Source organism: Streptomyces seoulensis, from assembly GCF_022846655.1.
In the GTDB taxonomy this organism is placed as follows: Bacteria; Actinomycetota; Actinomycetes; order Streptomycetales; family Streptomycetaceae; genus Streptomyces.
Genome location: NZ_AP025667.1, coordinates 3,399,920 through 3,419,605, shown reverse-complemented (window position 1 = coordinate 3,419,605; position 19,686 = coordinate 3,399,920). Strand labels below are relative to the sequence as shown.

Below are 19,686 nucleotides of genomic sequence, written 5' to 3'. Positions count from 1 at the left end.
AGGGGGAGCCGACATGCCGGAAGCGCCGTACGGCCCGGACCAGCACTTCACCGTTCCGCCTATGCCACCAGGTCCACCGCCCGCGCCGCCGAGCGCGCTGCGCGCGGCCGCCGTGGCGCTGCTCAACCTGAGCGGACTCGGCCTCGGCTACGCCCTGCTCCGAAGATGGGGCCCTCTGGTCCTGTGCCTGGTGGCCACCGCCGTCCTCCTCTTCGTGGCGCTGCCCGCCGACGCCGACGGCGTGCCCACCGGGGTGCTCGTCGGATACGGCGTCGTCCTGCTGCTCGCCGCAGCCCACGGTGCCTACGCGGCACTGCGCACCCCACTCGCCGCACGCGCCCCCGTCGCCCTCGTGCTGGGCCTGGTGCTGCTCGCCGTACCGGCTGGCGGCGCGCTCTGGTACGACGGTGCCCGCGAGGAGGCCGGGCAACAGGCCCTGCTCGACCGGCTGGAGCGGGCCGACGACCTGGTGGCGGCCGCCGGACGGCACACCTTCGCCGCCTCCCGCTCCGACTACCGCTCGGCCCTCGCCGTGTACCGCGACCTCGCGGTCGACCACCCCGGCTCGCGCGCCGCCGACCGTGTCCCCGCCCGGATGCGGGCCTACTACTCCAGTGTCGGCGCCGCGTACGGCCGAGGGGAGTACTGCGTGGCCGTCGAACCCCTGCAGTTCCTGCGCACGGTGCCCCGCACCATGCCCGCCGCCCAGCTCGGCTCGCTCACCCGCTGGCCCGACGACCGCCTCGCCACCTCGCTCTACGAGTGCGGCGCGGCCGACCTCACCGACGGTGGGGAGGCGTGGGTCGCCCGCTTCCGCGAGCTGCTCGGGACCTTCCCCGGTTCACCAGCCGCAGGCAAGGTGGTCCCCGCCGTCGACAAGGCCGTCAGCGCCGCACAGCAGGGCGTCGGCGGGGACGCGCCCTGCACCGCCGTGGACCGGCTGCACGCCCTCGGCACCCGTGCCACCGACCTCTCCTCCTCGGCCGGTGACGCCTCCGCCGGCCTCAACGCGGCCGCCGCCCGCGCGGACCGGGGCGGCGACGCGGGCGCCTACGACTGCGGGGTCGACCAGTTCAAGGACGGCGACTTCGCCGAGGCCCGCAAGACCATGCAGGGCTACGTGTCCGACACCCGGGGCGGCGAGAAGCGGGAGCGGGCCAAGAAGATCGCCATAGGCGCCGAGGTCGCCCAGACCCTCCCGGCCGCGGGCAAGAAGCTGCCCACCACCGCCTCCGGCGGCGGCATCTCCGTCACGGTGAAGAACGACAGCCCGCACGACATCACCGTCCTGTACACCGGCCCGGTCACCGGCAGTTTCACCCTCAAGGCGTGCGGCGGCTGCACGGCGTACTCCCTGGCCGCGACCATCACGCCCGGGTTCAAGCCGTGCTCCGACAGCGGACGGAACTACCCGCAGCGCAGCATCCGGCTGCCCGCCGGCACCACGTACTTCGTGCACCAGCCGGGCGGCACCGGCGCCGGGGCACCCGCCTCCGACACCGCCCGGCTCAGGCCGGGCTACGTGTACACCGAATGCGCCTACACCACGCGGACGTTCGGGTCCGGGACCTGACCGGTCAGGTGCGCCGGGCCGGGCACGGTCCGTGCCATGGGCCCGAACAGGGCCGCCGGTGACGGCTCCGGGGCGCGGCTCAGCCAGTCCCGGTACGCCGGTGCCTGGTGGGCCACCTCCCAGTAGGCGTCCGCCAGTTCCGGGTACCCCCGGTCGAGGTCGGTCTCGGTGCGCGCCGCGAGCAGCAGCCGCACCCCGATCGGGTCGCCGTGCAACGGGCGGATGGCGAGGTCCGACCGGGGGCCCGCGGTGGGCTGGCTGACGGTGACGACCTCGCCGGTGGCGGCCAGAGAGTAAGCGGTGAGGTAGTCGCCGTGCAGCATGTCCGGCTCGATACCGGCCTCGCGCAGCACCCGGCACAGGGCGTCCCACTCGCCGTCCACCGTGGAGTCGACCATCCACCGCTCCTCGGCCAGCTCCGCCAGCCGGACCTCGCTCCGGGCGGCCGCCGGGTGGTCGGGGGCCAGCGAGACGAACTGCGGTTCCCGCTCCACCAGCACCCGCAGCCGCAGCCCGGCCGGGACCCGCAGCGGGCTGCCCTCCACCTCGTGCACGAAGGCCAGGTCGAGCGTGCCCTCGGCGACCAGGCGCAGCAGCGCGCTCGCGGACGCGTCCATCTGGAGCGAGGGCTCGGCCGCCGGTACGCGGGAGCGCAGCCGGCGCAGCCAGCCGGGCAGCGCGCGACTGGCGGTGGCGCCGATCCGCAGCCGGGGCCCGGCGGAGGCGCGGGCAGCGGCCGCGCGGGCCTCGGTGACGAGCGCGGTGAGCTCCCCGATCAGCGGGCGGGCGCGGCTGAGCACCAGACGGCCGAGCGGGGTCGGGCGGCAGCCGGTGTGGCCGCGGGTGAAGAGCCGGCCGCCCAGCGCCTGCTCGATCCGGCGCAACTGGGTGCTCAACGAGGGTTGGGCCAGACCGAGTTCGCGCGCCGCCTGATGCAGGCTGCCCGCATCGGCGATGGCGCACAGAACCCGGAAGTGCCTCACCTCTAGCTCCATGACGGGAGCCTAGGGCGGTTCAGCATGCTCACGCCAGACGCATAAATCGTCGCGCACCGGCACGAGTTGCCGGTGATAGCCCGGTGCTATCGCAACTTGCCATTATCCGCGAGCTGTTGATCTATCCAAGACTCGAGGGCAGCCGGTCGTTCACCCCCACCCGAACGACGGGCAACCCCCACACGCACCGAAAAGAGGAGCACCCCACATGACTTCCTCCGGCATGCCCGCCAAGACCGCCAGAATCGTCGCCGCCCTGGGCCTCGGCCTGGCCGCCACCGCCCTTGGCACCGCCACCCCGGCAGCCGCCCAGCCCGTTCCCGCCACCGCCCACGCCGGATACACCGGTTCGGCCCAGGAGGCGGCGAACAACAAGGCGTTCTTCGACGCGGTGATGAAGTCGGTCGCCGAGAAGCAGGCCGCGAACCCCGGCCTGCAGTCGGTCACCGTCACCTACAACCCCTCCGCGGCGCCGACCTTCAGCTCCCAGATAGCGAGCGCCGCCTCGATCTGGAACAGCTCCGTCTCCAACGTCAAGCTGTCGGCCACCTCCGGCACCGGCGACTTCTCCTACCGCGAGGGCAACGACTCGCGCGGTTCCTACGCCTCCACCAACGGCCACGGCAGCGGCTACGTCTTCCTCGACTACGCCCAGAACCAGCAGTACGACTCGGTGCGCGTCACCACGCACGAGACCGGCCACGTGCTGGGCCTGCCCGACCACTACGAGGGTCCGTGCAGCGAGCTGATGTCCGGCGGCGGCCCCGGCACCTCCTGCACCAACTCCAGCCCGGACGCAAACGAGCGCGCCCAGGTCGACCAGCTCTGGGCCAACGGGTTCGCCAAGGCCCTGGCCAAGGTGAATCAGGCCCGCTGACCCTCCGGCGCGCCGAGCAGGACACCCGAGCCGCGGATCGTCGCCCTGTGCGACGGTCCGCGGTTCGTCGCGTCCGGGCGCCGGGGCGAAGTTCCGCCGACAGCCCGGAGACAGCCCGCTCGCAGCCCGGTGACAGCGCGGCGATAGCCCGGTGATAGTCCAGCGCTATCCCAACTTGCCATCATCCGGAGGCCGTTGACCTGCCCGAGACTCAGGGGCAACCGGCCGTTCACCCCCATATGGACGGCCCACCCCACAACGTACGAAACGAGGACCCCACATGACGTCGTCCCGTACGTCCGCCAAGGCCGTCAGATCCTTCCTCGCCATCGGTCTCGGCGTGGCCGCGGCCGCGCTCGGCGCCACCGCCCCGGCATCCGCCCAGCCCGCCCCCGTCACCGCCCCCCACGCCGGCTACACCGGGTCGGCGCAGGAGGCGGCGAACAGCAAGGCGTTCTTCGACGCGGTGCTGAAGTCCGTCGCCGAGCAGCGGGCCGAGAACCCGAGCCTCAAGGCGGTCACCGTCTACTACAACGCCAGCCAGGCGCCGAGCTTCCGCTCGCAGATATCGAGCTCCACGTCCATCTGGAACAGCTCGGTCTCCAACGTCAAGCTCGCCTCGACCACCGGCACCGGCAACTTCTCCTACCGCGAGGGCAACGACTCGCGCGGCTCGTACGCCTCCACCGACGGCCACGGGCGGGGCTACATCTTCCTCGACTACGCGCAGAACCAGCAGTACGACTCGATCCGGGTCACCGCGCACGAGACCGGCCACGTGCTGGGCCTGCCCGACCACTACAGCGGCCCGTGCAGCGAGCTGATGTCCGGCGGCGGCCCCGGCACCTCCTGCACCAACCGCTACCCGAACTCCACCGAGCGTTCCCGCGTCAACCAGCTCTGGGTCAACGGGCTCGCCAAGGCGCTGGCCAAGGTGAACCAGGGTCGCTGACACCCCCCGAACGCCTGTGGGCCGTCGTCGCCGGACGACGGCCCACAGTTGTGCTCGCGGCGGGATACGGCTCAGTCGTCCGAGCCGGGCGGCGGGCGCTCGATCAGGTTCTGCACGGCCCGGCTGAGCACCAGCACGCCCCCGACGATGAGCGTCGCGCCCAGCGCCTCGGGCACCAGCCACCAGCCGGTCCGGATGCGCTCGTGGAACAGGAAGACGCCCAGGGCCAGGCTGACCACCGCGTCCCCGATGGTCAGCGCCGGCTGGGCGGCGGCCAGCGGGCCCGCCTGGAGCGCGTTCTCCAGCAGCAGCACCGCCGCCGTTCCCGCCAGCGCGAACCCGTACGTCTGCCAGGACGTGATGAACGCGATGAAGCCCTCGTCGGCGAACGTCCCCGTGGCCGACTTCAGCAGAGCCGCCGTCAGCGCGTTGGCGATCGCGGACCCCGAGGCCAGCAGAGCGGCGCGGCCGGTGGCCGGGCGCTCGTGGCGGGCCAGCAGCGTCACCACGACCGTCGCCCCGACGCACACCACCAGCGCGGGGACCCAGCGGGTCAGCGGCGCCTGGTCGCCCGCTCCGTGCGGCGCGGCCGCCGCGAGCAGCACGGCCAGGCCCACCACCACCCCGCCGACCCCCCACCAGCCGTAGCGGGGCAGATGCCGGTGCAGCAGCGGGCCGACGATCAGCAGCGCGAAGGGCAGCTCCAGGATGAACAGCGGCTGCACCAGGGCCAGCGGCCCGTTGACCAGCGCCAGACTCTGGAACACCGCCGCGCCGATCACCCCGGCCATGCCCAGCACCCATGCCGGGCGGCGCACCAGTTCCGCCAGCAGCTTCAGGCCGCTGCGCTCGCTGGTGGAGGCCGCCTTGCGCTGGAACGCCGTTCCCATGGCGTTGCTCGCGGCACCCGCGACGGCGAAGGCCGCGGCCAGTTCGATCACTGATGTCTCCTGCCTGCGGAACACCGTCCCAGAGGAGCTTCGGGCATCCTCAGCCTACGAAAGCCCTGGCCCTCGCGCCGCTGGACCGCCGCCGGGCGCGCCCGTCCGCGCGAGGCTCTGGCCGAAGCCCCGGCCCATATTCACTCGTTCGGGTTCTTTCTGGGCTGATGTCCGGGTCTGGGCGCATGGTGCGTCACCGGACGGAGATGAAACGGACATGCACGAACCGAATCCGGGCAGCCCCCTCCCCGGTCCGCGTGCCGCTGACGCTTCCGACGTGGTGTTCACCGCCGACTTCACGTCCGAACAGCAGTGGGTGGCGGGCCGCTCCTGGGCCTATCCCGACGGTGGCCCGGTCAACCCGGGCGACGACAAACTCGACCACCTGGTGGCCGACCCCGCCTTCAGTCGCTCGGGCGTCTTCCGGGCCAGACGCAGACCGGACGGCCGGTGGAGCTCCGGACTGCTGACCACCGAGGGCAGCCCGGACGGCTTCCAGCTCCGCGCCGGCGACATCCTGGAGGCCCGCGTCCGTCTGCCCCGCGAGGTCGGCGCGTGGCCCGCGATCTGGACCTGGCGGGACGGGGGCCAGGAGATCGACGTCTTCGAGTACCACCCGGACAACCCCGACCTGCTGGAGTTCACCAACCATGTGCGCGGCGGCAACCGCTACTTCCGCGACGACATGATCAGCCCCGGTGCCTGGGTCGACCTGCGCACCGAGTTCGGCGCCCGCTCGGTGGTCTGGTGGGTCAACGGCAGACGCGTCTTCGCCGACCGGCGCGGCACCGGACGCGCCTGGCACGCGTACCTCATCGTCAACCTGTCCGTCTGCGGCGGCCGCTACCACCCGCCGCCCCGACGCGAGACCACCGAGATGTCCTGGACGGTGAGCAGACTCGTGGTCCGCCGCCCGATTTTTGGCCGCGCGGCCCAGTCCCAGGAGGCTTCGGCGAAGGAGGGCACCGACGAACAGAAGGCGGGTCCCTGACCCCCCGTCCACCGGGGCCCGGCCCACCGGGCCTCAGTCCACCGGCCAGGTGTGCACCGGGGCGTTGAGGTGCATGTAGTCGATGTAAAGCTCCGTCATCCGGCGCAACGCCTCGTGGCGGCCGGCGTGCGTGGTGTCCTCCAGCTTCCGCACGGTCTCCTGCTGCCACACCGCGCCGTTGCGGACCGTGACACAGCGCTGCTCGATGATCCCGAGCAGCGGCTCCCGCCACGCCGCGTCCATGCCGGACAGTTCGAGACCCCGGTGCGCCAGCGGCAGCAGCCGCCGCAGTACGAGTTCCGGCACCGGCACCTCGCCCATGCCCGGCCAGTACAGCAGCGCCTCGATGCCGTGCCGGGCCGCCGTGTGCAGGTTCTCCTCCGCCGCCGCGAACGACATCCGCGACCACACCGGCCGGTCCTCCTCCACCAGGGCCCGCGTCAGGCCGTAGTAGAAGGCACCGTTGGCGAGGGTGTCCGCGACGGTCGGGCCCGCCGGCAGCACCCGGTTCTCCACCCGGACGTGCGGCCGGCCGTCCGCGACCGCGTACACGGGGCGGTTCCAGCGGTAGATGGTGCCGTTGTGCAGGGTCAGCTCGGCCAGCTCCGGAATGTCCCCCCGGTCCAGGGTCTCCGCCGGGTCCTGCTCGTCGCACAGCGGCAGCAGGGCCGGGAAGTAGCGCAGGTTCTCCTCGAACAGGTCGAAGACGCTGGTGATCCATCGCTCCCCGAACCACACCCGCGGCCGCACCCCCTGCACCTTGATCTCCTCGGGCCGGGTGTCGGTCGCCTGCTCGAACAGCGGGATGCGCGTCTCGTGCCACAGCTCCTTGCCGAACAGGAACGGCGAGTTCGCCGCCAGCGCCACCTGCACCCCCGCGATGGCCTGCGCCGCGTTCCAGTAGGCCGCGAAGTCCTCCGGGGAGACCTGGAGATGGAACTGGGTACTGGTGCACGCGGCCTCCGGGGTGATCGTGTCCGCGTAGGTGCGCAGCCGGTCCACCCCGTCCACCTCGATGCGCAGGTCCTCGCCGCGGGCCGCGAACACCTGGTCGTTGAGCAGCCGGTAGCGCGGGTTCTCCGACAGCGCGGACACACCGATGTCCGCCTGGCGCAGCGTCGGCAGGATGCCGACCATCACCAGCCGGGCGCCGACCGTGCGGGCCCGGTCCTCCGCGTGGTTGAGCGCTGCCCGGATCTCGCCCTCCCAGGCGTCCGGACCACCGGCCGTCAGACGGCGCGGCGGCACGTTGATCTCCAGGTTGAACCGGCCCAGCTCGGTCGACCAGGACGGGTCCGCGATCGCCTCCAGCACGTCGTTGTTGCGCATCACGGGCTCAGCGTCCGCGTCCACGAGGTTCAGCTCGATCTCCAGCCCGACGCGCGGCCGGTCGGTGTCGAACCGCGACTCGCGCAGCATCTGGGCGAACGCGTCGAGGTTCTCCTGCATCTTGAAGCGGTACCGGCGGCGGTCCTCGCGGGTGAAGACGAGCGCCGGGACGTCCCGTCCCATCGGCCCTCCTGGTTTCCCTCCTCCGACACCTGCTGAACCCAGCCTCGCACCACCCACCGCACCCCACCACGCGGCGGACGGGCGGGACTACGGGTGATCCACCACCTGCGCCAGCAGCAGGGCCACGTCGTCGTGGTCGTCGGGGTGGCGCAGCCCGTGCACCAGGCGGTCGCAGACCTCCTCCATCGTGGGGCCGGGCTCGCCCAGCAGGGACAGCAGCATCTCCAGCCGGTCGTCGATGGCGTGCTGCCGTGTCTCCACCAGCCCGTCGGTGTACAGCACCAGCAGATCGCCGGGCTCCATCGGCACCGTGACCGCCTCGAACGGCACTCCGCCCACCCCGAGCGGCGCGGCGGTCGGCAGGTCCAGGAACCGCGGTGCCCGGCCGGGCCGGGCCAGGGCGGGCGGCAGATGCCCGGCGTTGGCCACCGTGCACCGGTTGGTCACGGGGTCGTACACGGCGTACAGACAGGTGACGATGTAGTGCTCCAGATCGCAGGTGATCTTGTCCAGATGGCGCAGCACCGCCTCCGGCGCCAGATCCAGGTCGGCGTACGCGCAGGTCGCGGTGCGCAGCCGACCCATGGTGGCGGCCGCGTCGATGCCGTTGCCCATCACATCGCCCACCACCAGGGCCGTCCGGTCGCCGGCCAGCGGGATCACGTCGTACCAGTCGCCGCCCACCTCGCTGGTGGCCTGCGCGGGCTCGTAGCGGGAGGCCACCTCCAGGCCGGTGTGCCGGGGGGAGTGGTCGGGCAGCAGGCTGCGCTGGAGGGTGAGCGCGGTGTTGCGCACGCTCTGGAACCAGCGCGCGTTGTCGATCGCCACCCCCGCCCGGCCCGCGATCTCGGCGGCCAGCACCACGTCGTCCTCGTCGAACGGCAGTGGATTGCGGGTCCGCTTCAGGTCCAGCGCGCCCAGCACCTCGCCGTGCGCGATCAGCGGCACCGCCAGGTACGAGTGCACGCCCGCCTCCGCCAGCAGCGCCTCGCCGTCCGCGTCCCGGGCGATCCGCGGCAGGTCGGCGGGCTGCACATGCGGGATCAGCACCGGGCGCCCGGTGTGCACGCACAGCGTGACCAGCCGGTCCCCGGCGTAGGCGGCCAGGTCGCCCGGCGGGTCGGCGGCGCGTGTCGCCACGGTGGGGTGGGCCGCCTTCAGGGCGAGGGCGCGGAACAGCTCGGGACCGTCGTCCGGGCTGCTCATCCTCCGGCAGGCCAGCGCCGAGTCCAGCACGTCGACCGCGACCACGTCCGCGAGCACCGGCGCCGCGACCTCGGCCAGCTCGCGGGCGGTGCGCTCCACCTCCAGAGTGGTGCCGATCCGCGCGGACGCGTCCGCGATGACCGCCAGCCGCCTTCGCGCCCGGTCCGCCTCCCCGGCCGCCTGGTGCCGTTCGGTGACGTCCACGACGGAGGCGGCCGCGCCCAGCACCCGGCCGCTGGAGTCCTCCAGCCGGTAGAAGGACAGCGACCAGGCGTGCTGTCGTCCGGGATCGTTGCGCGGGCGCCCCACGTGGTACTGGTCCAGCAGCGGGGTGCCGGTGGTGAGGACCTGGCGCAGCGCCGACTCCACGGTCTCCATGTCCGTCAGCGGCAGCGTCTCGCGCAGGCTCCGGCCGACGTGGTCGGCGGCGGGTATGCCGTCGATCCGTTCCAGCGCCGGGTTGACCAGCAGATACTTCAGGTCCGGATCGAGCAGGGCCAGGCCGATGGGGGACTGGTAGATCAGCCGCTCGCACAGCGCGAGGTCGGTCTCCACCCGCTGGAGCAGGGCCCGGTCGGCGGCGATGCCGAGCGCGTACACCTCGCCGGTGTCGTCGAGCAGCCGCATGGTGCGGAACTCCGTCAGGCGGCTGGAGCCGTCCTTGTGCCGCACCGGGAAGGCGCCCGCCCAGCCCTGACCGGTGGCCAGCACCTCGGTGAACAGCCGCACCGCCGACTTCATCCGGCCCGGCGCGACCAGCAGCCGGCCCGCCTCGGCCCCGAGCGCCTCCTGGGCGCTGTAGCCGAACAGGTCCTCCGCCTGCGGGGTCCAGAAGACGATGCGCCCGCCGGTGTCCAGCACCACCGCGGCCACGCTCAGCAGGTCCAGCAGCCCCGTCGGCCGGGGGTCCCCGGCGTCGTGCTCCTCGTCGGACCGGAAGGAGTCCACTGCCATCCCGCCACCTCCACCCACCGGCACGGGCATCGCCCGACAGCTCGGGACCGGTACCTCCATGCTGCCCCCGCCGCCCGATCCCGCCCACCGCACGGCCCGCTCACGGCTCCGGGTCCTCGTGCGAGGGCACCCAGTGGTGCTCGGTGAACCAGCGGCCGAACAGGGCGCCGCCGTACACCACGAAACCCACGCCGATCAGCCAGGACGACACCACCAGCACGGTGCCGACCGCGCCGTAGCTCAGCGCGTTGGTCACGATCAGCGGGGTGAACACCAGCGTGGAGAACGCGCGCAGCCCCACCAGCCCGAGCAGACTCGCGACCGCGCCCGGCAGCAGATCCCGCCAGCGGACCTGGCCGCCCAGCAGGAACCACGGCCCCCACCAGAAGAAGAACAGCGTGGTCATCGTGGTCAGGAAGATCCGGGAGAACCCTTGCGTCGCGGTCCCCGTCTGCACCTCCTGGTACAGGTACGCCATCAGCACCAGCAGCCAGGTCGCCTGCCGCCACACCCGGTGCCAGGGCCCGGCGGGCAGCCCCCAGATGCGCTCGAACCCGTTCTGCACGCTGCCGCCGAAGGACACCCCGAACACGGCGAGCATCAGGATGCTCCACGCGCTGGTGGTGCCGATGACCTCACGCGGCGGGCTGAACACCTCGTTGACCAGCTTCGCTGACCGGCCGGACAGCCCCATGCCGTCCGACAGCCAGGACGGGAACCCGCCCCGCACCAGCGGGTCGGCGGCGGCGACCACGATCAGCAGCGGGGCCAGCGTCACCAGCGCGAGCGTGGCGAACCCCATGGCCCGGTGCAGCAGTTCCAGCTCGCGGCCGCGCCGGATCAAGTTGCGCAGGGCGAGCCACTCCCAGGCACGGGCCACGCCGCGCGTCCCCCGGCTCACGGCTCCTCCCCGCGGGGCGGCGGGTAGGTGAGACGGCCGCCTTCGACATGCGCGTTCCCGTCCAGCGACGCCGCTCTCGTGCTCGTCGCCGACATGATGTGGTCCACCTCCGCGCCCGCCACCAGCAGCGCGTCCGTGATGAGCCTGCGGTGGCAGCGCCAGGGCACCGCCTCGCTGCACATGATGGCCGGCCTGCCGTGCCCGGCCAGTTCCAGGAGCTCGTCCAGCCCCTCCTGGAACTCGTCCGTGGCCATGTGGTCGGCGTAGTCCCGGAATGCCTTGACCCGCCACGCGCCATTGGGGCTCGGCACGTCCTTCGGCGTGTGCCGCCGCCCGCCGAGCCCGGGAATCCAGCGGTACTCGATGTCGGGCGGCAGCGCCTCCTCGATGGCGGACCGGTTCCACTGCGGGAACTTCCGCGACGAGGGGAACGAGCGCACATCGACCAGATGGGTGATGCCGTTGTTCCGCAGCATCGTCACCAGCTCGTCGAAGTCACGCGTGGAATGCCCCACCGTGCGGATGCGGTTCGTCATCCCGGCGCCGCCTCACCCGACCCGCCCATGCCGCCGGTTCAGGCGTTCGCGGCCCGCACCAGCACCCGGTCCTGGGAGATCTTCACGTCCCAGTCCGGCTGCGCCACCGTAGCCGGACCCCGCGTGACCTCGCCGTCCGAGAGCCGGAACGCGCTGCCGTGCCAGGGGCAGTGGATGCAGCCGTCCGCGTCGACCTTGCCCTCGTCCAGCGGGCCCCCGGCGTGGGTGCAGGTGGCCGAGAGGGCCTTCACCGTCCCGCCGTGCCGCACCAGCACCACCGGCACACCGCCCGCGTCGACGCGCAGCGGCTTGTCCTCCACCAGCGACGTCAGCGCCGCCACGTCCGTCCACTTGCCCGTCGGCTCCTCGAAGGCCGTGTGATTGACGCCGATCCCGTTGACGTACGACAGATGCCCGCCCAGGTACGCGGAGGCGCCCGTCAGGCCGAGGCCCACCCCGCTCAGCACCACTCCGGCGCGCCGGCGTCCGGTCAGCCGGGACACCCAGGACGCGGCCTGCAGCACGGTCGCCGCGCTGTTGAGCATGCCGTGCACCAGACCGACCCGCTGGGTGGGCCCGATGGTGTCGGCCCAGTCGGAGGCGCCGGTCGCGGCCGTCGGTACGGCGGCGAGCAGGCCGAAGCCGACGAGCCTGCGGGCCGCCCGGGCGCCGCGTTCGCCCGCCGTCAGGTCCAGCAGTGTGGCCATGCCCCAGGCGCCGATGGGGATGTCGGTGAGCACCGGGTGCAGGGCGTGGCCCAGCCAGACCCCGGAGAGCGCGTTCTTGACCGCGGTCGGCTCGGTGACCCGGTTCACCAGGGCGGCGGCCTTGCCGGAGACGGCGTCGAGCGCGCTGCGGTCCTCGATGTCCTGGATGACGTGCTCGATCTGCTTGGGCATGACGGTCGCTCCTCATAGCGTTCGGACCTGACGGGCCGGTGCGCCGGCTCGCGCTCTCATCTGGACCAGGCTCCCCGCGCCCGTCCATCTCGGGCCGCCGGTACGGCGGTTCGCCACCGGGTGGGACGCCGGGTTCCCGTGTTCAGCGGGGCCACTCCCGTGGACCCGCGCCCCGCCACTCGACCCACCCCGCGCTCACGACGTCCGTCTCCTCCAACGACGCCAGGACCTCCGGCCCGGCCCGGCGCAGGAACTCCACGACGTCCAGCACCGTGTAGGCCATGCCGACGAACCGGTCCCCGACACGCACCCGCCTGCCCCCGTCGGGGGCGGGCGGGTAGATCACGACGGGGATGTCCGGGGTCATGTCCCGAGGGTGGCCCAGGACCACGGCCGCCGCATGCCGGAGTGCTCCGAGGAGGCTGCCCGGGGTCCCGCTACTCGACGGCGGGGTCCTCCTGCGTGTGCCGCATCGCCTCCTGGACGGCCCGCTCCAGTGCGCACCGGTCCTCGCCGGTCTCGGCCGACCGGTCGGCGATGGCCGCGCACACGGCGTCGTAGGCCGTGCGCCAGCGGCGCCGCTGGGCGTCGTACTCGCTCCCGGTGAGACCGGCCAGCCTGGCGCGCTCCACCTCGGCGGACCGTTCCAGTGCGATGAGGCTGTCGGGAATGTCTGCCACGTGGGGATCGTAAGCGCGGAGGCCGACGGGCGCCCGTCGGAGGGCTTTTCATCCGAGGCCGGAGCCCTCGCGGATTGGTTTCGATCTTTATTTCACCCGATCGGGGGAGTGACCAATCCGCTTCCGCCGCAGGTCCGGATTCCCCACGTGAGGGATGAAGAGAAGAACCACCGGTCGCCGGGCGGCCCGGCGCACTCCGCACCGGGCGCGTCGAGCGGGCTGCCCGCGGGGTGTGCCGCGCCGGCGACCCGGAACCGGGCGGTGGCGGCCGCCCGGGGCCTTCTCTTCGGCGGAGTCGGGGCGCGGGCTGCCACGGGGCGCCCCGACTCCATCTGCTCCGGTGCCGCCCCGGCCGGGCCCTCCGTCTGCTCCGGTGCCGCCGCGGCCCGGCCCTTCGGCGGCCCGCGCCCCCTCCTCTGGCAGCCCTCCGAGGGCGGCCACACCCTTGGCCGTACGGCCACCGCCCCGGACCACTTCTTGCCCTTGACGAATCCCGGCGCGGCACCCGCCGCGCGCCACCCTCAGGAGATGACAGAGAAATGATGACCACCACCCGCACCCGCCGTGCCGCCGTCACCCTCGCCGCCGCGGCGGTGCTGCCGCTGGCGCTGAGCGCCTGCTCCTCCGGCAGCGAGAAGGACAACGGCAAGTCCGGGTCGTCGTCGCCCGCCGCCTCCTCGCCGAAGGCCAGTGAGGGCATGAGCGGCATGGACGAGCCGTTCGGTCCGGCGTGTTCGTCGGTGCCGAAGAACGGCGCGGGTTCCTTCGACGGTATGGCCAAGGACCCGGTGGCCACGGCTGCTTCGAACAACCCGGCGCTGTCGACGCTGGTCACGGCGGTGAAGAAGGCCGGTCTGGTCGACACCCTGAACAACGCGCAGAACATCACGGTGTTCGCGCCGACCAACGACGCCTTCAACAAGATCCCGAAGGCGACGCTGGACAAGGTCCTCAACGACAAGGCCCAGCTCACCAAGATCCTGACCTACCACGTCGTGGGCAAGAAGCTGGCGCCGAAGGACCTGGAGAACGGCTCCTTCGACACTCTGGAGAAGTCCAAGCTCATGACCTCGGGTTCCGGTGAGTCCTACAAGGTCAACGGCTCCGCCAACGTCGTCTGCGGCAACGTCAAGACGGCCAACGCCAACGTCTACATCATCGACTCCGTCCTGATGCCCAAGAGCTGACCCGGCCCCACCAGCAGCGCCCGCCCGCTCCGCAGACCCCTCGGAGCGAGCGGGCGCCCAGCCCTTTCTCCAGTCCGTCGCCATTCAAGGAAGGAAACGCTCGATGCGCCGAATCGCCGTCGTGGGCAGCGGAGTCGCCGGACTCACCGCCGCACATGTGCTGCGCCGGGCCCACCACGTCACCCTGTACGAGGCTGACGACCGCCTCGGCGGCCACGCCCACACGCACGACCTCATAGCCCCGGACGGCCGCATCGACCGGGTCGACTCCGGCTTCATCGTGCACAACCGGCGCACCTATCCGAACCTGCTCCGCCTCTTCCGTGAACTTGGCGTCACCACGCAGGAGTCGGAGATGAGCATGTCCGTCCGCTGCGAGGGCTGCGGACTGGAGTACGCCGGAGCGCGCGGCGCGGGCGGACTGCTCGCCCAGCCCCGCAACCTCCTGCGCGGCCCCTACCTGCGGATGCTCGCCGAGGTCCCCGCCTTCCACCGGGCCGCCCGCGCCCTGCTGGAGCGTGCACCCGGATCGACCCTCACGCTCGGGCAGTTCCTGGACCGGGCGGGCTTCTCCCCGTACTTCCGGGCCCACTTCATGACCCCGCTGGTCTCCTGCGTCTGGTCCTGCGACGCGGAGACGGCGCAGCACTACCCTGCCGCCTACCTCTTCAGGTTCCTCGCCCACCACGGCATGCTCTCCGTCACCGGCTCACCCGTATGGCGGACCGTGACCGGCGGCTCACGCAGCTATGTCGACCGGGTCGCGGCGGAGGTCCAGGAGGTGCGCACCGGCACCCCGGTCCGTACCCTGCTGCGCCACGCCGACGGCGTCGACATCACCACGCAGGACGGCGCCACCGACTCCTACGACCAGGTCGTCGTCGCCGTCCACCCCGACCAGGCGCTCCGGCTGCTCGGCGACGCCACCCGGGACGAGAAGGAGGTCCTGGGCGCCTTCCGCTACTCCCGGAACACCACCCTGCTGCACACCGACGCCGCCCTGCTGCCCCGGGCCCCCGGCGCCCGCGCCTCCTGGAACTACCTCATGCCGAACTGTTCGGCCGGCTCGGACCGGGTACGCGTCACCTACGACATGAACCGGCTCCAGCGTCTCGACGCCTCCCAGCGCTACCTCGTCACCCTCGGCGGCGAGGACCGCGTCGACCCCGCGCGCGTCCTGGCCCGGATGAACTACGAACACCCCGTCTACACCCCTGAGTCGGTCGCCGCCCAGCAGCGACTGCCCGAACTCGCCACCTCCGTCACCGCGTTCGCCGGCGCCTACCACGGCTGGGGGTTCCACGAGGACGGCTGCCGCAGCGGCGTCGCGGCCGCCAAGGCGCTGGGGGTGACCTGGTGAGCGCGCCGGGCGCCCCCGCCCTCTACCCGTGCGTCATCCGGCACACGCGCCGCGCCCCCGTGCGCCACGCACTGCGCCACCGCACCTACATGTGGCTGATCGACACCGATCACATACCCGAACTGCCACTGCCGCTGAGGCCGTTGGCCCGGTTCCGGGCCCGCGACCACTTCACCGGCCGCGCCCCCTCGATCCGGGCCGCGCTCGACGGTTTCCTCGCCGAGCACGGCATCGACCTCGGCGGCGGCCGCGTCGTCATGCTCACCCACGCCCGCGTCCTCGGCCACGTCTTCAACCCCCTCACCCTGTACTGGTGCCACGACGCCGACGGCCGCCCCCGCTGTGTGGTGGCCGAGGTCCACAACACCTACGGCGGCCGCCACGCCTACCTGCTGCACACCGACGCGGCCGGACGGGCCGACGTGGACAAGGAGTTCTACGTCTCGCCCTTCTATCCGGTGGACGGCAGCTACCACATGCGGCTCCCGCTGCCCGGCGAGCGCCTGAAGCTGTCCCTGCGCCTGGACCGGCCCGGCAGCCCGCCCTTCACCGCCACCGTGCACGGCACCCGCCGCCCGGCCACCCCGGGCGCGCTGCTGCGTCTGTCCCTGCGTCATCCCTGGTCGACCCTCGCGGTGTCGGCCGCCATCCGTTTCCACGGCATCCGCCTGTTCCTCAGGGGCCTGCCGGTGCAACCGCGCCAGGTCCGCCACGACCCGGAGAACGCCACATGACCACAGCCCACCCCCGCCCCACGACCAGGACCGAGGAAGCCGCGGTCCCGGCCCCGGTGGACGCCGGCCGCTGGCCCGACGTGGCCGCCGTGCCCAAGGCGTCCTGGCCGGTGCGGACCGTCGCCGCCGCCGTCGTACGGCACGCACTCGGCGGGCTGCCGCTGCGTGTCCGGTTCCCCGACGGCACCACCCTGGGCCTGGGCGGACCGCTCATAGAGGTGCGGGACCCGGACGCCTTCCACGCCCGCATCGGCACCACGGGCCTGATCGGCTTCGGCGAGTCGTACATGGCGGGGGAGTGGGACGCCCCCGACCTGGTCGGCGCGCTCACCGTGCTCGCCGCCCATGCCGCCGACCTCGTCCCCGCCCCGCTGCAGCGCCTGCGCCGCCTGTGGGCGCTGCGACAGCCCGCCGCCCAGCGCAACACCGCGACCGGCGCCCGCGACAACATCAGCCGCCACTACGACCTGTCCAACGACCTCTTCGCCCTCTTCCTCGACGACACCCTCACCTACTCCTCCGCCGTCTTCCGCGGCTTCCCCGCCGAGCACGCCCTGCTCCCCGCCGCCCAGCACCGCAAGATCGACCGGCTGCTGGACCTCGCCGAGGTCGGCGAGGGCACCCGGTTGCTGGAGATCGGCACCGGCTGGGGCGAACTCGCCCTGCGCGCCGCCGCCCGCGGCGCCCACGTCACCTCGCTGACCCTCTCCCGCGAACAGCGCGACCTCGCCCGGCAGCGGGTGCGTGAGGCGGGCCTCGCCGACCGGGTCGCCATCGAACTGTGCGACTACCGCGAGGCCGAGGGCACCTACGACGCCATCGTCAGCGTGGAGATGATCGAAGCGGTGGGGGCCGAGTTCTGGCCCGTCTACTTCCGCACCCTCGACGATCGCCTCGCCCCCGGCGGCCGCGTCGCACTCCAGGCCATCACCATGCCGCACGACCGGATGCTCGCCTCCCGCGACACCCACACCTGGATCCAGAAGTACATCTTCCCCGGCGGCCTGCTGCCCTCCGTCGAGGCCGTCGACGAGATCGTCCGGGAGCACACCGGGCTCGGCGTCACCCGCCGCGACGCCTTCGGCGCGCACTACGCCGAGACCCTCAGGCTGTGGCGCGAACGGTTCACCGAGCGCGCCGAGGAGGTCGACGACCTCGGCTTCGACGCCGTCTTCCGCCGCCTGTGGACCTTCTACCTCGCCTACTCCGAGGCCGGATTCCGCTCCGGCTACCTCGACGTCCAGCAGTACCTGTTCACCAAGGAGCCCACCCGATGACCGACGTCCGCACCCCCGTCCGCACCGGCGCCGCGCATCGGCTGGCCGCGCTCGTCGAAGACGCGCTCGGCGCCCCGCTGCCGGTCCGGCTGCGCGCGTGGGACGGAAGCGAGACCGGCCCGTCCGACGCCCCCGTGGTCGTACTGCGCTCCCGGCGGGCCCTGCGCCGTCTGCTCTGGGAGCCCGGAGAGCTCGGCCTCGCCCAGGCGTACGTCACCGGCGAAATCGACGTCGAGGGCGACCTCGCCGAGGGACTGCGCGCCGCCTGGAAGTCCGCGCGCGAACGGGGCGCGCACACCCCGAGGCTCTCCCTGGCGGACCGGGTCCGCGCGCTCGGGGAGGCCACGCGGCTCGGCGTCGTCGGGCCCCGCCCGCCCGCACCCGCCTCCCAGGCCCGGCTGCGCGGCGGCCGCCACACCAAGGCCCGCGACCGCGCCGCGATCAGCCACCACTACGACCTGTCCAACGACTTCTACCGCCTTCTCCTCGACGACACCATGGCCTACTCGTGCGGCTACTGGACCGCCGAGGACATGGACCCCGCCGACGCCCAGCGCGCCAAGCTGGAACTGATCTGCCGCAAGCTCGGCCTCACCCCCGGCGCCCGGCTGCTCGACATCGGCTGCGGCTGGGGCTCGCTCACCCTGTACGCCGCCGAGCACCACAAGGCCCGGGTCACCGCCGTCACCCTGGCCCGCGAACAGGCCGCGTACGTCCGTGAGCAGGTGCGCGAACGCGGCCTCGAGGAGCGGGTGGAGGTGGTGTGCCAGGACTACCGCGACATCACCGGCTCGGCCTACGACGCCGTCGCCACCGTCGAGATGGGCGAGCACGTCGGCGACGCCGAGTACCCCGCCTTCGCCGCCTCCCTGCACCGCATGGTGCGCCCCGGGGGCCGGGTGATGGTCCAGCAGATGTCGCGGGGCACGACGGCGCCGGGCGGCGGCGCGTTCATCGAGGCGTACATCGCGCCCGACATGCACATGCGGCCCCTCGGTGACACGGTCTCCCTCCTGGAGGCGGCCGGCCTGGAGGTGCGCTCGACGGAGTCGATGCGCGAGCACTACGTGCGCACCGTCGCCGCCTGGTACGAGACCCTGGAGCGCCGCTGGGACGACGTCGTCGCCCTGGTCGGCGAGGAGACGGCCCGCGTGTGGCGGCTGTACCTGGTCGGCGGGGCGCTCGCCTTCGAGGAGGGCCGCATGGGCGTCGACCAGATCCTCTCCGTGCGCCGCTCCGGTGCGGGCGCCAGTGGCCTCGACCTGTCCGAGGCCGCCGACTGGTACCGGAACCTGGAGGAGCGGTGAGCGGCTTCACCTGGTCCGCCTTCGCCGCCAACCTCGGGTGGGCGGCGCTCACCGCGTTCGGCGTCATGGTGATCACCTTCGCCGTCGCCGTCCGCAAGGGCATGCACCGGATCGTGGACATCGCCTGGGGCGCCGCCTTCGCCGCGGTCGCCCTGGCCACGTTCGGCGCGTCGGCGGGCGAGGGCGACCTCGGCCGCCGGGTCCTGGTCACCGCCCTCACCGTGATCTGGGGGCTGCGGCTCGCCGTCCACATCGGACGCCGCAGCCGCGGCCACGGCGAGGACCCGCGCTACGCCGAACTGCTCGGCAAGGCGCGCGGCAACCCCCACCTGTACGCCCTGCGCATGGTCTACCTGCTCCAGGGCGCCCTGGTGTGGCTGGTCTCCCTGCCGGTGCAGGCCGCCCAGTACGCGACCGGCCCGCTCTCGGCGCTCGCCTGGGCCGGTACGGCTCTGTGGGCGCTCGGCATCTTCTTCGAGGCCGTCGGCGACGCCCAGAAGGCCCGTTTCAAGGCCGACCCCGCCAACAAGGGCCTCATCATGGACCGGGGCCTGTGGCGCTACACCCGCCACCCCAACTACTTCGGCGACTTCTGCGTCTGGTGGGGCCTGTTCCTGGTCGCCTGCGACGGCGGAGCCGCTCCCGCCGTCGTCTCCTTCGTCTCGCCGCTGGTGATGAGCTACCTGCTGATCAACGGCAGCGGCAAACGACTGCTGGAGCGCCGCATGTCCGGCCGGCCCGGCTGGGAGGAGTACGCCTCCCGCACCAGCGGCTTCTTCCCGCTGCCCCCGCGCGGCTGACGGG

At 72.8% G+C, this 19,686-nt stretch carries 19 protein-coding genes; 10 read left to right on the top strand and 9 right to left on the bottom strand.

Features of this window, described 5'->3' with window-relative positions; all coding sequences use genetic code 11:
- Window positions 1-61: 61 nt before the first annotated feature.
- Window positions 62-1,573 (top strand): hypothetical protein, encoded by a 1,512-nt coding sequence (locus HEK131_RS15825; protein WP_244335797.1) that lies wholly within the window; start codon window positions 62-64, stop codon window positions 1,571-1,573.
- Here the strand turns inward: HEK131_RS15825 and HEK131_RS15820 are convergent.
- Window positions 1,540-2,568, bottom strand: a complete 1,029-nt coding sequence (locus HEK131_RS15820) for a LysR family transcriptional regulator (RefSeq protein ID WP_244335796.1) — start codon at window positions 2,566-2,568, stop codon at window positions 1,540-1,542. The two genes, HEK131_RS15825 and HEK131_RS15820, sit on opposite strands and share 34 nt — an antisense overlap.
- A 208-nt stretch (window positions 2,569-2,776) precedes the next feature.
- Here HEK131_RS15820 and snpA (HEK131_RS15815) point away from each other — a divergent pair, with 208 nt between their 5' ends.
- Complete coding sequence (gene snpA / locus HEK131_RS15815; RefSeq protein WP_244335795.1) at window positions 2,777-3,445, top strand: snapalysin; 669 nt, start codon at window positions 2,777-2,779, stop codon at window positions 3,443-3,445.
- A 280-nt stretch (window positions 3,446-3,725) separates the two neighbouring features.
- Entirely contained in the window at window positions 3,726-4,397 is a 672-nt protein-coding gene (snpA, locus tag HEK131_RS15810; RefSeq protein ID WP_244335794.1) for a snapalysin, read from the top strand.
- A gap of 71 nt (window positions 4,398-4,468) precedes the next feature.
- Here snpA (HEK131_RS15810) and HEK131_RS15805 read toward each other — a convergent pair whose 3' ends face one another.
- Complete coding sequence (locus HEK131_RS15805; protein WP_217462340.1) at window positions 4,469-5,338, bottom strand: DMT family transporter; 870 nt, start codon at window positions 5,336-5,338, stop codon at window positions 4,469-4,471.
- Window positions 5,339-5,555: 217 nt separating this feature from the next.
- On the opposite strand from HEK131_RS15805, the gene HEK131_RS15800 reads away from it, so the two are divergent.
- Window positions 5,556-6,329, top strand: a complete 774-nt coding sequence (locus tag HEK131_RS15800; protein WP_217462341.1) for a family 16 glycosylhydrolase — start codon at window positions 5,556-5,558, stop codon at window positions 6,327-6,329.
- A gap of 33 nt (window positions 6,330-6,362) precedes the next feature.
- Here the strand turns inward: HEK131_RS15800 and HEK131_RS15795 are convergent, their stop codons facing one another.
- The 7 genes from HEK131_RS15795 to HEK131_RS15765 form a co-directional block, all read right to left on the bottom strand.
- Complete coding sequence (locus HEK131_RS15795) at window positions 6,363-7,841, bottom strand: glutamate-cysteine ligase family protein (RefSeq protein ID WP_217462342.1); 1,479 nt, start codon at window positions 7,839-7,841, stop codon at window positions 6,363-6,365.
- 87 nt (window positions 7,842-7,928) lie between these two features.
- Window positions 7,929-10,001 carry a SpoIIE family protein phosphatase gene (locus tag HEK131_RS15790; RefSeq protein WP_244335793.1) on the bottom strand — a complete coding sequence of 691 codons (2,073 nt, stop codon included), beginning with the start codon at window positions 9,999-10,001 and terminating at the stop codon, window positions 7,929-7,931.
- Between the two features lie 100 nt (window positions 10,002-10,101).
- Entirely contained in the window at window positions 10,102-10,902 is an 801-nt protein-coding gene (locus tag HEK131_RS15785) for a ribonuclease BN (RefSeq protein WP_217462344.1), read from the bottom strand.
- Window positions 10,899-11,438 (bottom strand): DUF488 domain-containing protein, encoded by a 540-nt coding sequence (locus HEK131_RS15780; RefSeq protein WP_217462345.1) that lies wholly within the window; start codon window positions 11,436-11,438, stop codon window positions 10,899-10,901. Before HEK131_RS15780 ends, HEK131_RS15785 begins: the two co-directional genes overlap by 4 nt.
- Window positions 11,439-11,476: 38 nt before the next feature.
- Window positions 11,477-12,337, bottom strand: a complete 861-nt coding sequence (locus HEK131_RS15775) for a Rieske 2Fe-2S domain-containing protein (protein ID WP_217462346.1) — start codon at window positions 12,335-12,337, stop codon at window positions 11,477-11,479.
- Window positions 12,338-12,479: 142 nt separating this feature from the next.
- On the bottom strand, window positions 12,480-12,704 hold the full coding sequence (locus HEK131_RS15770) for a hypothetical protein (protein ID WP_217462347.1): 225 nt from the start codon (window positions 12,702-12,704) through the stop codon (window positions 12,480-12,482).
- 70 nt (window positions 12,705-12,774) lie between these two features.
- Complete coding sequence (locus HEK131_RS15765) at window positions 12,775-13,017, bottom strand: hypothetical protein (protein ID WP_161147412.1); 243 nt, start codon at window positions 13,015-13,017, stop codon at window positions 12,775-12,777.
- Window positions 13,018-13,556: 539 nt separating this feature from the next.
- Here HEK131_RS15765 and HEK131_RS15760 point away from each other — a divergent pair.
- From HEK131_RS15760 to HEK131_RS15735, 6 genes are all read left to right on the top strand, one after another.
- The gene (locus HEK131_RS15760) at window positions 13,557-14,204 is read left to right on the top strand and encodes a fasciclin domain-containing protein (protein ID WP_244335792.1); all 648 of its coding nucleotides are present in this window, start codon (window positions 13,557-13,559) and stop codon (window positions 14,202-14,204) included.
- A gap of 103 nt (window positions 14,205-14,307) precedes the next feature.
- Entirely contained in the window at window positions 14,308-15,564 is a 1,257-nt protein-coding gene (locus HEK131_RS15755) for an NAD(P)/FAD-dependent oxidoreductase (protein ID WP_244335791.1), read from the top strand.
- Window positions 15,561-16,298 (top strand): DUF1365 domain-containing protein, encoded by a 738-nt coding sequence (locus tag HEK131_RS15750; protein ID WP_244335790.1) that lies wholly within the window; start codon window positions 15,561-15,563, stop codon window positions 16,296-16,298. Before HEK131_RS15755 ends, HEK131_RS15750 begins: the two co-directional genes overlap by 4 nt.
- A complete protein-coding gene (locus HEK131_RS15745) occupies window positions 16,295-17,575 on the top strand; it encodes an SAM-dependent methyltransferase (RefSeq protein WP_244335789.1) in 1,281 nt (426 codons plus the stop codon). The genes HEK131_RS15750 and HEK131_RS15745 overlap by 4 nt, the downstream gene beginning before the upstream one ends.
- Window positions 17,572-18,882, top strand: a complete 1,311-nt coding sequence (locus HEK131_RS15740; RefSeq protein WP_217461643.1) for an SAM-dependent methyltransferase — start codon at window positions 17,572-17,574, stop codon at window positions 18,880-18,882. Before HEK131_RS15745 ends, HEK131_RS15740 begins: the two co-directional genes overlap by 4 nt.
- Complete coding sequence (locus HEK131_RS15735) at window positions 18,879-19,682, top strand: DUF1295 domain-containing protein (RefSeq protein WP_244335788.1); 804 nt, start codon at window positions 18,879-18,881, stop codon at window positions 19,680-19,682. The genes HEK131_RS15740 and HEK131_RS15735 overlap by 4 nt, the downstream gene beginning before the upstream one ends.
- Window positions 19,683-19,686: the final 4 nt, after the last annotated feature.

Excerpts from the sequence above, each read along its gene's own strand:
- HEK131_RS15775 (WP_217462346.1), bottom strand. The coding sequence starts at position 12,337 with ATGCCCAAGCAGATCGAGCACGTCATCCAGGACATCGAGGACCGCAGC.
- HEK131_RS15745 (WP_244335789.1), top strand. The coding sequence starts at position 16,295 with ATGACCACAGCCCACCCCCGCCCCACGACCAGGACCGAGGAAGCCGCG.
- HEK131_RS15800 (WP_217462341.1), top strand. The coding sequence starts at position 5,556 with ATGCACGAACCGAATCCGGGCAGCCCCCTCCCCGGTCCGCGTGCCGCT.
- HEK131_RS15770 (WP_217462347.1), bottom strand. The coding sequence starts at position 12,704 with ATGACCCCGGACATCCCCGTCGTGATCTACCCGCCCGCCCCCGACGGG.
- snpA (WP_244335795.1), top strand. The coding sequence starts at position 2,777 with ATGACTTCCTCCGGCATGCCCGCCAAGACCGCCAGAATCGTCGCCGCC.
- HEK131_RS15755 (WP_244335791.1), top strand. The coding sequence starts at position 14,308 with ATGCGCCGAATCGCCGTCGTGGGCAGCGGAGTCGCCGGACTCACCGCC.
- HEK131_RS15780 (WP_217462345.1), bottom strand. The coding sequence starts at position 11,438 with ATGACGAACCGCATCCGCACGGTGGGGCATTCCACGCGTGACTTCGAC.
- HEK131_RS15740 (WP_217461643.1), top strand. The coding sequence starts at position 17,572 with ATGACCGACGTCCGCACCCCCGTCCGCACCGGCGCCGCGCATCGGCTG.
- HEK131_RS15790 (WP_244335793.1), bottom strand. The coding sequence starts at position 10,001 with ATGGCAGTGGACTCCTTCCGGTCCGACGAGGAGCACGACGCCGGGGAC.
- HEK131_RS15795 (WP_217462342.1), bottom strand. The coding sequence starts at position 7,841 with ATGGGACGGGACGTCCCGGCGCTCGTCTTCACCCGCGAGGACCGCCGC.
- snpA (WP_244335794.1), top strand. The coding sequence starts at position 3,726 with ATGACGTCGTCCCGTACGTCCGCCAAGGCCGTCAGATCCTTCCTCGCC.
- HEK131_RS15825 (WP_244335797.1), top strand. The coding sequence starts at position 62 with ATGCCACCAGGTCCACCGCCCGCGCCGCCGAGCGCGCTGCGCGCGGCC.
- HEK131_RS15820 (WP_244335796.1), bottom strand. The coding sequence starts at position 2,568 with ATGGAGCTAGAGGTGAGGCACTTCCGGGTTCTGTGCGCCATCGCCGAT.
- HEK131_RS15760 (WP_244335792.1), top strand. The coding sequence starts at position 13,557 with ATGATGACCACCACCCGCACCCGCCGTGCCGCCGTCACCCTCGCCGCC.